Raw genomic sequence first — 12,796 nt, forward strand, 5'->3', positions numbered from 1 at the left:
GGGAACAATGGATCAAGATGCCATTATCCATTCATTGATCACCAGTCTGCCGGAGATAACGGTGTTACTTGCCGCTTGTCTGCTGTTGATGCTCGATCTCGTGTGGCGGCGTCAACGAGTCGCCGTGATTGGCTATCTGGCGATCGCCGTGATCGCCATTGCGGCACTGGAGACCCTGTTGATCGCCGGGCAAATCAAGCCCGTCTATAACGGCATGTTTGTGCTGGATGACTTTGCCGTATTTTTCAAGCTGCTCTTCTGTCTGATCACGGCACTGTGCATCCTCTTCTCCATCGGTTATCTGCAGCAGGAGCAGATCGAGCACAGCGAATACTACGTGCTGCTGCTGTTTGCCCTTTGCGGGCTGATGATTCTGGCCTCGGCGGTGGATCTGATCATCATCTATGTGGGGTTGGAGCTGATGGCCCTGTCGATCTATCTGCTGACCGGGTTCAAGCGCCAGAGCCGGTTATCCAATGAGGCGGCACTCAAGTATGTCATCCTGAGCGCCTTGTCCTCCAGTGTGCTGCTGTACGGTATGTCACTGCTCTATGGCCTGACCGGGACGACCAATATTGCGGATATTGCCGCGGTGATCGGGCTACAGGCGGCGATTGATCCGCTGCTAATCTTCGCGATTGTGTTCCTGATAGGCGGATTCTCATTCAAGATCGCGGCTGTCCCGTTTCATATGTGGGTGCCCGATGTCTATCAGGGGGCTCCGACCTCGATTACCGCCTTCATGTCGGTTGGACCCAAAGCGGCGGGATTTGTCGTGCTGTTACGCGTGTTTTTGCAAGGTTTGCTACCCGTCTCGGAGATCTGGCTTGGGCTGTTTACGGTTATCGCGGTGGCGACCATGGCACTTGGCAGCATCGTGGCATTGGTCCAGCACGATATCAAACGCATGCTGGCGTATTCGAGTATCGCCCATGTCGGCTTTGCCCTGTTGGGTGTGGTGGCTGGCGGGAAGGCGGGTATCGCCAGTGTGATGCTTTATCTGCTGATTTACAGCTTTATGAACCTTGGCATCTTTTCCGCCATCATCGTGATGCGCCAAGGGGCATTCGGCGGTGAACGAATCGAAGACTATACCGGTCTTTCCCGGTCACATCCGGTGTTGGCCATGCTGATGTTGATCCACCTCTTCTCATTGGCCGGCATTCCCCCGACGGCCGGTTTTTTTGCCAAGTTTTATATTTTTGTGGCGCTGATCGAACAACAACATATTGCCCTGGCGGTGATTGCGGTGATGTTCAGTGCGGTGGTTGCCTTCATCTATATCCGCATCGTGATGCTGATGTATATGCGCCCGCCCACGGGTGAATTTGCCATGCAGCTTGAATTGCCGCCACGGCTGGCGTTAGGCATCACCAGCATGGCGGTCATCGTGATTGGTCTGTTCCCCTCCTGGTTTCTCACCCTGGCTCAGATCGCGATACTTCAGTAGCAAGGAACTGCACTAGCCTTACCCTCTGAGTCAGACCGGTTGTCACCTCGATGAAATCCGAAACCGACGGCGATAAGGGGAAAACGAAGTGGCGAGTTACCGGCAAGCATCCAGGGACAACGCAGTAGTGAAGTTGTTGTTTCCGGAGAGCGCGTCAGTAGAGATGGCGTCGCGGGATTGTCTGGACACGTTGTGGGTCAGGACTACACTAAGGAGTGGAGTTCCTGCAAAGAAATGAAGGAGGTGCGCTCATGCTCGTTGAATCTGTGCTGGCAACGAAAGGTCATGATGTATTGACAATTTCACCGGATGCCACGGTCTATGAGGCCTTGGCACTGATGGCTAAAAACAATGTGGGTTGTGTGCTTGTAATGTCCAAAGATCAAATCGCAGGCATCTTCTCGGAACGGGATTATGCCAGAAAGATAATTCTAAAAGGTAAGGGCTCGAAAGATACCCCGGTGAGCGAGGTGATGACCACGGAGGTCTGCATCGTCGATAAAGGGAAGACCCTCGATGAGTGTATGGCTGTGATGACCGCCAAACGAGTACGCCATCTACCGGTAGTCGAAGGCGATAAGCTCATTGGTATAATCAGTATTGGCGACACCGTAAAAAGCATTATCGATGAAAAGGAACAGGAAATCGAACACATGATTGATTTCATTCATGGCGGGGTAACCCCCCCCGGAAAATGATGATCGTCAGAAGTAGAATTTTCTCGAACGCAGTCGGAGGAAGTTCTACGTGAAGAAGTCTCTTTTTCAGACGCAGTTACCAGAACCCGCCGCCGATGCCCAGGCGCGAAGTCTGCTACTCGTTGAGCAGATCCAGCAGGCGATCGCTGACCAGGGCGGGCGGTTGCCCTTTGACCAGTATATGGAGATGGTCTTGTATCAACCCGGTCTGGGTTATTACACGGCGGGTTCGCGTAAATTTGGTCCCAGCGGGGATTTTATTACCTCGCCGGAGATCTCGTCCCTGTTTGCCAAATGCCTGGCTCGCCAGTGTCGGCAGGTGCTGGCACTGCTGGGGGGTGGCTATCTGCTTGAGGTGGGGGCCGGTTCTGGTGTATTGGCCGCCGATCTGCTGGCCGAGCTGGAGCAACTGGGCCAGTTACCGGAGGCCTATCTGATCCTGGAGTTGAGCCCGGATCTGCGGGCACGGCAACGTGAGATGCTGCAGACAGAGGTCCCCACCTTGGTTGACCGGGTACGCTGGCTGGATACCCTGCCCGAGGCTGGGTTTCGCGGTGTGGTGGTTGCCAATGAGTTGTTGGATGCGATGCCGGTGCACCGTTTTAGGCTGGAGCAGGGGGCGATCAAAGAGCAGTTTGTCACGTCCCGGGATGAGGGGTTAGCGCTGGTATGGGACAGGCCGGTGAGTCGGGGGTTTGTCGAGGCGGCAGCCGCTGTGGCCACCCAATTGGGAAAGGCGGGCGCAGACTACGAATCAGAGATCAATCTGCGGGCGCCCCCCTGGCTGCAGGAGCTGGCAAAGGCGGTTGACGCCGGGGCTGTGTTGTTGATCGATTATGGCTACAGCCGGGCCGAGTATTATCATCCCGAGCGCAGCCGCGGCACCCTGATGTGCCACTATCGGCACCGTGCCCACCCGGACCCCATGGTTTACCCCGGGCTGCAGGATATCACCGCCCATGTCGATTTTTCCGCTGTGGCCGAGGCGGCGCTGGCTGCCGGGTTTGCGGTGGCCGGCTTTACCACCCAGGCCTTTTTTCTGATGGGCAACGGCTTGGATGATCTGGTGGCGGCCTCGGATATCGATGATGTTGTTGCCCATATGGAACTGATCCAGGCGGTCAAACGGCTTACTTTGCCCAGTGAGATGGGTGAGCGTTTCAAGGTGCTGGGACTTAGCTTGGGGATCGATCAGCCATTGTCTGGCTTTACCTTGAGAGATATGCGTGAACGACTTTAGAACATCGCCGGACGAAAGGCTGGTTGCGGGTGAGCGGTCCCGCTCAACGTCGGCTTTGGAAAATAATCGCCACCGGCTGGTCATGGCCGGGGGCTGTCGGTGACGCGGCTGACGCTCATGACGAGCGGCAGTCATGACATCGACATCGCATGTCCGACCAACACGATCGGAACCCGCGGTCAGCCGGAATCGATCAGCCGCGACGGTGCTTCGCGCTGACCTGGGAAGGCGGCACGCCAAAGAACTCTCGATAGCAGCGGCTGAAGTGGGGCGCGCTACTGAAGCCGCAAGCGATCGCGATGCTGGTGATGGGCTCATTGGTCTGCTGGAGCAGGCGGCGCGCGCGGGTGAGGCGGGCTTCCAGGTAATAGCGTGAAGGCGTCGTACTGAGGTGGCGCTGGAAAAGGCGATCGAGCTGGCGCTGGGAAACCCGCGCCCGCAGGGCGAGATCCTCAATGCTCAACGGTTCCTCGATATTGTTCTTCATCAGTTGCAGGACGGCCTGGAGCACTTCAGGGAAGGTGGGATCGTCCACCAGTGTCGGCATCGGACTGTCGGGCAGGTCGTCCAGAGTCCGGTCGCAGGCGAGGATCTCCTCGATGCCGCGAACCGTCTCGTCACCATGGTGATGGCGGATCACCGCGAGCATCATTCCCAGCGCACTGTTGGCCCCCGCCGACGAGATGCGGTCCCGGTCAATGACAAAAGGATTGGGTAGAAGCCGGACCTGGGGGCGCAACTCTTCGAGTCCTGCGCGGCTGTCCGGATGCACGGTGCAGCTGTAACCATCCAGCAGGCCGGCGTGCGCAAGCAGGTAACTGCCGTTCCACAGGCTGCCCAGGATCACCCGGCGCCGCGCTGCCTCGCGCAGCTTGTCGACCACCGGACGCCGGGGTTCGAGATTCGAACGGAACCCGCCACAGATGATCAGGATGTCGAGATCCTTGGTGTCGAGTGCGAGGAACTCCCCGTCCACGGAAATGTTGATGCCCAGATCGCTGCGCACCGTTGCCCCTTCCAGGCTGAACGTTTCGAAGCGGTAGAGCGGCTTGCGGCTGATCAGGTTGGCGGTGACGATTGCGTCGACGGCGCCGGTGAAGGCCATCATCGAGAAATGTTCGAGCAGCACGAAACCGATCCGGCGGCAGATCGGGGGGTGCGCGTCGGGGGACGACCGGCCCTGCAGATAGGCCTGGTTGCTGTGTCGCATGCGGCTGTCGAAGCTGCGCGGCAGTTGCTGCGGTTTGTCCCCCATCTATCGTCTCCACATCCTGATGTTCGAGGGCGAAAGGGCTCCTGCCGCGAGGGGCGGATCGGGCCGTGAACCGCCGCGAATATACACGAGATCCGGGACGTGCCGTCTCCCGGGGTAGGGCGGCGGCGCGGAAGGATTTTTCGGGGGCGCTCCCGGAAGCGGGTCGCACCGGGACACGATCGCTTCGCAGCCGTCGGTGCCTGGGCGGACACGCTGCACGCGGCAGCGGCCAGCGCCGGCATTACCGACGAGGAGATTGCCGAAGGCTATGTGCTGAGCTGCTGCACGAAGGCCGCCTCGGACGTGAGCGTGGAGTACTGATCGGGGCCGATCCGGCCCCTTTGCCTCTCAAGCGTTGCCGTAATAGTCGACGCTCGGCGTCATGGATGGCGGGCGCGGCATGGACAGCAGCGGGACGGGCGTGAACGTCCGATTCCTGCACTTCTGTCCGCGCTCGCCGCTCGGCGGGTAGCCGAAGAGATCGCGGTAGCACTTTGCGAAGTGCGGCGGCGTCCGGAAGCCGCAGGCGATGGCGATTTCGAGGATCGACATCGAGGTCTGCAGCAGCAGCGCGCGTGCGCGGTGCAGGCGCAGGTCGAGGTAATACTTGGTCGGTACGCAGTTGAGGTAGCGCTTGAAAAGGCGCTCGATCTGGCGCCGCGACACGCCGATCTCGTCGGACAGTTCGTCGAGCGAGAGCGGCTCCTCGATGTTCGCCTCCATCAGCGCGGCGACCTTGAGCAGGTTTTCCTGGCAGATGCCGACCTGGCTCTGCAAGGGGACACGCTGGCGGTCGTTGTCGTCGCGAATGCGCTCGACGATGAACTGCTCCGAAATCGCCATTGCGATCTCGTGTCCGAGGTGGCCCTTGATGAGGTGAAGCATCAGATCGAGCGGCGCGATCCCGCCCGAGCAGGTATAGCGGTCGTCGTCGATCGAGAAGAGCTTCTCGGTGAGCTTGATGCCGGGAAACTCTTCGAGAAGACCCGCCATGTTCTCCCAATGGATGGCCACGTGGTGTTTCTCGAGCACGCCGGCCTTGGCGAGCGCGTAACTCCCCGTGCACAGCGCGCCGATCGGCACATGGCGCTGCGCCAGCCTGCGCAGGGCGGACAGCAGCGGCGGGGTGACCGCTTCCTTGACCTTGATACCCCCGCACACGAAGGCGATGTCGACCGGCCCCGTGTCGTCGAGCGCCACCGTCGGCAGCATGTACGCGCCGTTGCTGGCGGTGGCCGGTTGACCGTCGAGCGTGACGATCGACCACTGGTACACCTCGCGTCCGATGAGGTAGTTCGCCATGCGGAGCGGCTCGATCGCGCTGGAGAGCGCGATCATCGAATACTTGTCGAGCGTGATGAATGAGAAGCGATAGGTGGGCGCTGCCGTTGCTGCTGCCATGGTGTGGTCTCCTTCCGGTCTCTTTTCGTTTGGCCAGAATGCTTGTGTCTGGCTCTTGTTGCCTGAACCGTTTGTTTCAGGGTGACGAACGGTTCAGGCACATGTTCCTCGTTTTTAATTGAACGTGCAATCAAAAAAAGAAACGAGTCGATTGAGAAGCGCTATCGCGCCTTGCGCGAAGTCGACAGACATCGTTTGAAGCGCAGCAGGTGTGACGCGGCGACGGGCTTCGACAGGCGTAACCCGAATGCAGATCGGCAGCCGGTTCAGTGGGCGGCGCTGGGCGAAAAGACGTTGATGACGATCACCCCGGCGACGATCAGCGTCATGCCGGCGACCACCGGGCCGCTGAGTCGCTGAGCGAAGAGCAGGGCGCCGGCAATGGAGATCAGCACGACGCCCACCGCCGACCAGATCGCGTAGGCGACGCCGAGCGGAATGCGGTGAATGGCGAGCGAGAGGAAATAGAACGAGATGCCGTAGCCGGTCACGACGACGAGCGAAGGCAATGCGCGCGTGAAGCTGTTGGAGGCCTTGAGGGCGGTGGTGGCGGTGACCTCGGCGAGGATAGAGATCGACAGGTAAAGCCACTCCATGGGGTGCTCCGTCACGGTCGCAGGGAAAAAAATGGCGCGCGCCTTTTGGCGGCGCGCGCCGAGGGAGGAAGCAGAGGGTGCGCCCGGGTTTGCGGCCGATGACGGCCGCCCCGATTCTCAGCGCTTCAGGTAGGCCTTCACCGCGGCGAGACCGTCGCTGCCGTCGGCAGTCTTGACGCCGGCGAGCCACTGGTCGAGCTGCGTCGGGTTTTCCTTGAGCCAGGTCTTGATCACGGTTGCCGGATTCTTCTTCTCGACGATCGGCATCATCAGGCGGTTCTCGATGTCGGTGTTGAAGGTGAGGTTGCTCACCAGACGGCCGACGTTCGGGCAGCGGTTGAGGTAGTCGGGGGGCACGACGGTGTAGACCTTGGCTTCACCGTAGTTCGGCCCGAAGACCTCGTCGCCGCCTTCCAGGTAGCTGACGTCGAACTTGACGTTCATCGGATGCGGCTCCCAGCCGAGGAAGACGATCCACTTCTTCTGCCGGACCGCGCGGTCCACCGACAGCAGCATTCCGGCCTCGCTCGACTCGACCATCTCGAAGCCCTTCAGGCCGAAGGTGTTCTCCTTGACCATCTTCTCGATCAGCGCGTTGCCGTCGTTGCCCGGCTCGATCCCGTAGATCTTGCGATCGAGCTTGTCGGCGAAGCGGGCGATGTCGGCGAAGGTCTTCAGTCCGGCGTCGTAGGCGTACTTCGGCACCGCGAGCGTGTATTTGGCGCCGGTGAGATTGGGTGTATCGAGGACCTTCACGTCGCCCGTCTTGACGAAGGGCTCGATCATCGGCGTCATCGACGGCGACCAGTAGCCGAGAAAGACGTCGATCTGCTTCTTCTTGATCCCGGCGAAAGTGATCGGCACCGACGCGATGGTGGTCTTCGGCCGGTAGCCGAGGCCTTCGAGCAGGGTGGAAGCGAGCGCGGTCGTCGCGGTGATGTCGGTCCAGCCCACGTCGGCGAAGCGGACGTCACGGCAGCTCGACGGTTCGACGCTGGCGGCGGCGTTGGTGGCGAACCCCGCGAGAGCCAGGGTGGCGGCAGCGGCGACCTTGACCAGTTTCTTCATGGCGATTCCTTTTCGGTGCGGTGGCAATCAATCCAGGCGGCACGCCCGGCCGCGCGATTCCGCGCCAACCCGGGTGCCACTCGCTCTTGGCTGCCGATCATGGACCGACAGTGTTGCCGAGAATAGCCACGGGAGGGCGGAGCGAATTCCCTCGGCGCGACCCGATCTGTCGCCACGGCGCCCGCCATGGTCGGGCAGCTGTCGCCGGTCGCGGTCCACCCGCCCGCGGGCTTCTCCGGGTCCGGTCGCAAACGTGGGTTTTCGGGTCGCAATCCGGTCTGCTCGTGCCCCCTTCGCGACGAATAATCGGCCCGCCTCCCCGGAGGATGACCTCGTGTGCCCAGGCCATGGCGTGACCTGGACGGCGAGCGGGGGCGCGAACGAAGTCCTTCCATGTCTCGTGATAGGAGCCAGAATAATGAAATTCCACACCACCGCCTCCACCGTCGGCTTCTGCGCAATGGCTCTGTGGGGCATCGCCCCGCCCGCCCTTGCGCAATCCGCCAGTCCGGATCCCGTGCAGGTCGCCGCCGGCCCCCAGGCCGGCGTATCCGTCGCGCCCGAGGAACCTGCCGCCTCTGCGCTTACCGCGAACGTGACGCTCACCTCGCAGTATGTCTCGCGCGGCTGGCGGCAGACCTGGGGCCAGCCCGCGCTGCAGGGCGGTTTCGACTACGCCCATCCGAGCGGCTTCTTCGCCGGCACGTGGATGTCGAGCGTGAGCAACCGCTTCATCGAGGACGGCACGGTCGAGTGGGACCTGTATGCCGGCTACGGCGGAACGGTTGGCGATGTCGGATATGGCGTCACCGCCTACTACTACGTCTACCCCGGGGCGAAGATGGCCTTCGCGGACGTGCGCTACGACTACGGCGAGATCGTTCCGAGCATCAGCTACAAGTTCCTCACGGTGAAGTACTGGCTCACCTATACCCGGGACTACTTCGGCTTCAATGACGAGACGCTGGGCACCACGGCGCGCACCGGCGATCGCCACAGCCGCGGCTCGGGCTACCTCGACGTCAACACCAATTTCGACCTCGGCGCCGGCTACGGGCTGCTGCTGCACTACGGTCAACAGAACGTACGCGGCTTCAGCTTCGCCAACTGGCGCGACGCCAAGGTGGCGGTGAGCAAGAGCTTCGACGGCGGCTGGACGGCGTCGCTCGCCTATACCAAGGCATGGGACAAGCACGACCTCTTCAAGCGCTTCACCACGGGCGCCGTCGACTCCTCGGGCCAGCTGGACACCTCCAACCCGCTGAAGGGCACCGTCCTGGTCTCGCTCACGAGGACCTTCTGAGGCATGGCCAGGGGCGCCGGAAACGAGCCACGCAGGGCCAAGCCGCGTCGACGGCGGCCAAAAGAACTCAACGGGAGACACGATCAATGAACGCACATGCTTTGGTGAGGAGCGGCGGGCGCATCTTGCCCGCCGTCGACGAGGGGGGAGGCCGATGAAACACAAGATTGTCGCCAAAGGCCTCCACAAGATCTTCGGTCGCGCTCCCGACGTCGCGATGGAGATGCTGCGCAAAGGGCGGCACAAGGATGAGATCTTCCAGCAGACCGGCATGGTCGTCGGCGTGCAGGACGCGAACTTCGCGGTCAATGAAGGCGAGATCTTCGTCATCATGGGGCTGTCGGGCTCCGGCAAGTCGACGCTGATCCGCCTGTTGAATCGCCTCATCGAGCCGACCGCCGGACAGATCCTTGTCGACGGCGTCGACGTGGCGACCATGAGCAAGGCGCAATTGGTCGCATTGCGCCGACGCGACATGGCGATGGTGTTCCAGTCCTTCGCGCTCTTGCCTCATCTGACCGTGCTGGACAATGCCGCTTTCGGGCTCGAAGTCGCGGGCGTGGGGCGCAAGGAGCGCGAGCGGCGCGCGCTGGAGGTCCTCGACGAGGTCGGTCTCAAGGCCTTCGCCGGCAAGCGCCCCGCCGAGCTGTCCGGCGGCATGCAGCAGCGCGTCGGCCTCGCGCGCGCGCTGGCGGTGGACCCGTCGCTGATGCTGATGGACGAGGCCTTCTCGGCGCTCGATCCCCTGAAGCGGACGGAAATGCAGGAACTCCTGCTGACGCTGCAGAAGGAACACAAGCGCACCATCATCTTCGTCTCGCACGACCTCGACGAGGCGTTCCGCATCGGCAACCGCATCGCGATCATGGAAGGCGGGCGCATCGTGCAGATCGGCTCGCCCGACGAGATCCTGCGCAATCCCGCCGACGACTACGTGCGCGCGTTCTTCAAGGGCGTGGACGTGAAGCGTTACCTCACCGCCAAGGACGTTGCCCTCCCGAACGAGGTTCTCGTCATGGAGGCGCCGGCCGACGTCAACGCCGGGTTCCACTCGGCGATCGGACGCTTGCGCGAGATGCGGCGCAATTACGGCTTCGTCGTCGACAAGGAGCAGCGCGTGCTGGGTACGGTGTCGATCGATTCGATGCTCCGTTGCCTGGCGGAGGGCAGGACGACGTTCGAGCAGGCATTGCTCGACGACATCCAGCCCATTCCGGGCGACACCCGCATGAACGAGCTCATTTCCAACATCGTCAGGAATCCCTACCCGCTCCCGATCATCGACGGCGAGCGGCGCTACCTCGGCGCCGTGACCCAGACGATCCTGCTGCGGAACATGGCACAGGAGGCGGCCAATGTCTGAGTTTCTACCGATCGGCGAGTTGGCCGACCACGCGGTCAATCTTCTGCTGGAGAACGACAGCGGCAGCTTCGGCGCGATCGGCTCCTTCGTCGGCAGCCTGACCGAGCTCGTCGAGCACGGGCTTTTGCTCATCCCCGGCCCGGTGCTGGCCCTGGCGCTGACCGCGCTGGCGTTCTGGCGCGTGGGTTGGCGCTTCGCGCTGTTCTGCGCCGCCGCCGCGGTGGTGATCATCGGCACCGGGTTCTGGAACGCGACGATGGCGACCCTCGCGCTGGTGATTTCCGCCACCTTGATCAGCCTGATGGTGGGCATACCGCTCGGCATCTGGACGGCGAAGAACAGGCTCGCGGCGTCCTTCGTGCGGCCGAGCCTGGACTTCATGCAGACGATGCCGGCCTTCGTGTATCTGATTCCGGCGGCGATGCTGTTCGGTCTGGGCAAGGTGCCGGGCGTGCTGGCGACGGTGATCTTCGCGATGCCGCCGGTGGTGCGGATGACCAGTCTCGGAATCCGTCAGGTCAACAGCGAGCAGGTCGAGGCAGGCATCACCTTCGGCTGCACGCCGTGGCAACTGCTGTTCAAGGTGCAGATTCCCGGGGCGCTGCCGTCCATCATGGCCGGGATCAACCAGACCATCATGATGGCACTGTCGATGGTGATCATCGCCTCGATGGTGGGCGCGGGCGGTCTCGGTAACGACGTGCTGACCAGCATCTCGCGCCTCGACATCGGGCTCGGCTTCGAGTCGGGGCTGGCCGTGGTGCTGCTGGCGATCATTCTCGACCGCATCACCGAAAGCTTCGCCGCGGTTCGCCCAACGAAAACCTGACGCCCTGCGCCGGCGTCTCGTCTTACTCCCTCCCCTTGAAGGGGAGGGGGCTTACCGCACAGCCCACGCCGGTTTTCGGGCTGGGCTGTATTTATATTGATTGCCTGTTCAAAGAAAACGCTTCAGACTCCCGCCCTCCTGTTTCCCCAGTCAGAGGAATCCATGCCCAAGGTCGGAATGCAGCCGATCCGCCGCTCGCAGCTGATTGAAGCAACGCTCAAGGCGGTCGACGAGGTCGGCCTGGGCGACGCCAGCATCGCCTACATCGCGCGTCTCGCCGGCGTGTCGAACGGCATCATCAGCCACTACTTCCGCGACAAGAACGGGCTGATCGAGGCGACCATGCGCCACCTGATGCAGGCGCTGGGCGAGGGCGTGCGCTTGCGCCGGGCTGCCCTCTCCGACCCGGGGCCGCGCGCCCATCTGCGCGCGATCATCGAGGGTAACTTCGACACCCGCCAGGTGAGCGGCGCAGCGATGAAAACCTGGCTCGCCTTCTGGGCCAGCAGCATGCACCACCCCCTGTTGCAGCGCCTGCAGCGGATCAACGACCGCCGCCTGTACTCGAACCTGTGCGGCGAGTTCCGCCGCGCGCTGCCGCCGGAGTACGCACGCTCTGCGGCCCGCGGCCTGGCCGCGCTGATCGACGGCCTGTGGCTGCGCGGGGCGCTGTCGGGCAAGGCCTTCGACACCGAACAGGCGCTGCAGATCGCCTACGAGTACGTCGATCTGCAGCTCGCGAAGGCCTGAATCGGAATTCCCGAGTTCACTCGATCAAGCGCGTGCGTGATCTTCCGGCTCTACGGACAGACGCATGCCGACTGTCTTGAGGACGGCGAGCAGGGTTTTAAGCGTCGGATTGCCCTTCGGTGACAGCGTGCGATAGAGGGATTCGCGGCTGATGCCGGCTTCCGCCGCCACGGCGCCGAGGCCGCCGTAAGCTTCGGCCACGGTGCGCAGGGCGAGCAGGCCGGCCGCTCGATTGTCAGGATCATCGAGCGATTCCATCGCCGCCTTGAGGTATGCCACGGCCAGTTCGCGATCGGCGCGCAACTCCGCCACCTCGGCCTCATGGTGCGATACGGTGCCCTTGAGTTTGCTCATGTTTGCCTCCGTTTCCATTCCGACCACAGTTCCCTGGCACGCTTGATGTCGGCCGCCTGGCTGCCCTTGTCGCCACCGCACAGCAGAAGCACCACGGCTTTGCCGTGACGTCCGCAATAGACGCGATACCCGGCTCCGACATGCACGCGCAGTTCGATTACCCCTTCGCCGACCGGCTCGCAGTCGCCGAAGTTGCCCGCCTGCAGCTGGCGCAATCGAACGCGAATGCGCGCCTGAGCCAGCTTGTCGCGGACGGCCGCGAGCCATTCGCTGAACGGCTCGCGGCCGTCTTCGCGTTGGTAGCGGAGAAGTTCGATCATGATGGCCATTGTAGCTTAAAAGCTACTCGGCGAATGGAAAGGGAAACGGTGTCAGGCGTGCGGCTCGCGCGATCGAGCCAAGCGTCCAGCCAGCCCGGTCGCCGGACGGTCGCGCGCAGAACCGCCCCGGTCGTTTTTTTGGCTGAGCGTTCACCCGTCGGCACGTAGC

At 62.3% G+C, this 12,796-nt stretch carries 13 protein-coding genes; 7 read left to right on the plus strand and 6 right to left on the minus strand.

Annotated features, from left to right (window positions below; genetic code table 11):
- The first annotated feature begins 7 nt into the window (after positions 1 to 7).
- The 3 genes from F464_RS0124055 to F464_RS0124065 all read left to right on the plus strand — a co-directional run bounded on the left by F464_RS0124055 (position 8) and on the right by F464_RS0124065 (position 3,388).
- Positions 8 to 1,450 (plus strand): NADH-quinone oxidoreductase subunit N, encoded by a 1,443-nt coding sequence (locus F464_RS0124055; protein ID WP_018992413.1) that lies wholly within the window; start codon positions 8 to 10, stop codon positions 1,448 to 1,450.
- Positions 1,451 to 1,701: 251 nt separating this feature from the next.
- Positions 1,702 to 2,148 carry a CBS domain-containing protein gene (locus F464_RS0124060; RefSeq protein ID WP_018992414.1) on the plus strand — a complete coding sequence of 149 codons (447 nt, stop codon included), beginning with the start codon at positions 1,702 to 1,704 and terminating at the stop codon, positions 2,146 to 2,148.
- A 49-nt stretch (positions 2,149 to 2,197) separates the two neighbouring features.
- The gene (locus F464_RS0124065; protein WP_018992415.1) at positions 2,198 to 3,388 is read left to right on the plus strand and encodes a class I SAM-dependent methyltransferase; all 1,191 of its coding nucleotides are present in this window, start codon (positions 2,198 to 2,200) and stop codon (positions 3,386 to 3,388) included.
- Positions 3,389 to 3,581: 193 nt separating this feature from the next.
- Here the strand turns inward: F464_RS0124065 and F464_RS0124070 are convergent, their stop codons facing one another.
- The 4 genes from F464_RS0124070 to F464_RS0124090 form a co-directional block, all read right to left on the minus strand.
- Complete coding sequence (locus F464_RS0124070) at positions 3,582 to 4,643, minus strand: GlxA family transcriptional regulator (RefSeq protein ID WP_018992416.1); 1,062 nt, start codon at positions 4,641 to 4,643, stop codon at positions 3,582 to 3,584.
- 348 nt (positions 4,644 to 4,991) lie between these two features.
- Positions 4,992 to 6,044, minus strand: a complete 1,053-nt coding sequence (locus tag F464_RS0124080; protein ID WP_018992418.1) for a GlxA family transcriptional regulator — start codon at positions 6,042 to 6,044, stop codon at positions 4,992 to 4,994.
- A 266-nt stretch (positions 6,045 to 6,310) separates the two neighbouring features.
- Positions 6,311 to 6,640, minus strand: a complete 330-nt coding sequence (locus F464_RS0124085) for a DMT family transporter (protein WP_018992419.1) — start codon at positions 6,638 to 6,640, stop codon at positions 6,311 to 6,313.
- Positions 6,641 to 6,757: 117 nt separating this feature from the next.
- Positions 6,758 to 7,708: a choline ABC transporter substrate-binding protein gene (locus tag F464_RS0124090; RefSeq protein ID WP_018992420.1), complete on the minus strand. Its 951-nt coding sequence runs from the start codon at positions 7,706 to 7,708 to the stop codon at positions 6,758 to 6,760.
- Positions 7,709 to 8,126: 418 nt separating this feature from the next.
- Between F464_RS0124090 and F464_RS0124095 the strand changes: the two genes are divergently transcribed.
- From F464_RS0124095 to betI, 4 genes are all read left to right on the plus strand, one after another.
- Entirely contained in the window at positions 8,127 to 9,011 is an 885-nt protein-coding gene (locus F464_RS0124095) for a TorF family putative porin (RefSeq protein ID WP_018992421.1), read from the plus strand.
- Between the two features lie 154 nt (positions 9,012 to 9,165).
- A complete protein-coding gene (proV, locus tag F464_RS0124100; protein ID WP_018992422.1) occupies positions 9,166 to 10,374 on the plus strand; it encodes a glycine betaine/L-proline ABC transporter ATP-binding protein ProV in 1,209 nt (402 codons plus the stop codon).
- Positions 10,367 to 11,203: an ABC transporter permease gene (locus F464_RS0124105; RefSeq protein ID WP_018992423.1), complete on the plus strand. Its 837-nt coding sequence runs from the start codon at positions 10,367 to 10,369 to the stop codon at positions 11,201 to 11,203. Before proV ends, F464_RS0124105 begins: the two co-directional genes overlap by 8 nt.
- Positions 11,204 to 11,365: 162 nt before the next feature.
- The gene (betI, locus tag F464_RS0124110) at positions 11,366 to 11,953 is read left to right on the plus strand and encodes a transcriptional regulator BetI (protein WP_018992424.1); all 588 of its coding nucleotides are present in this window, start codon (positions 11,366 to 11,368) and stop codon (positions 11,951 to 11,953) included.
- 24 nt (positions 11,954 to 11,977) lie between these two features.
- Here the strand turns inward: betI and F464_RS0124115 are convergent, their stop codons facing one another.
- On the minus strand, positions 11,978 to 12,307 hold the full coding sequence (locus F464_RS0124115) for an addiction module antidote protein (RefSeq protein WP_018992425.1): 330 nt from the start codon (positions 12,305 to 12,307) through the stop codon (positions 11,978 to 11,980).
- Positions 12,304 to 12,636, minus strand: coding sequence for a type II toxin-antitoxin system RelE/ParE family toxin (locus F464_RS0124120; protein ID WP_018992426.1), 333 nt, complete (start codon positions 12,634 to 12,636; stop codon positions 12,304 to 12,306). The genes F464_RS0124115 and F464_RS0124120 overlap by 4 nt, the downstream gene beginning before the upstream one ends.
- Between the last annotated feature and the right edge of the window lie 160 nt (positions 12,637 to 12,796).

This window comes from Aromatoleum toluclasticum ATCC 700605 (assembly GCF_000378245.1).
GTDB lineage: Bacteria > Pseudomonadota > Gammaproteobacteria > Burkholderiales > Rhodocyclaceae > Aromatoleum > Aromatoleum toluclasticum.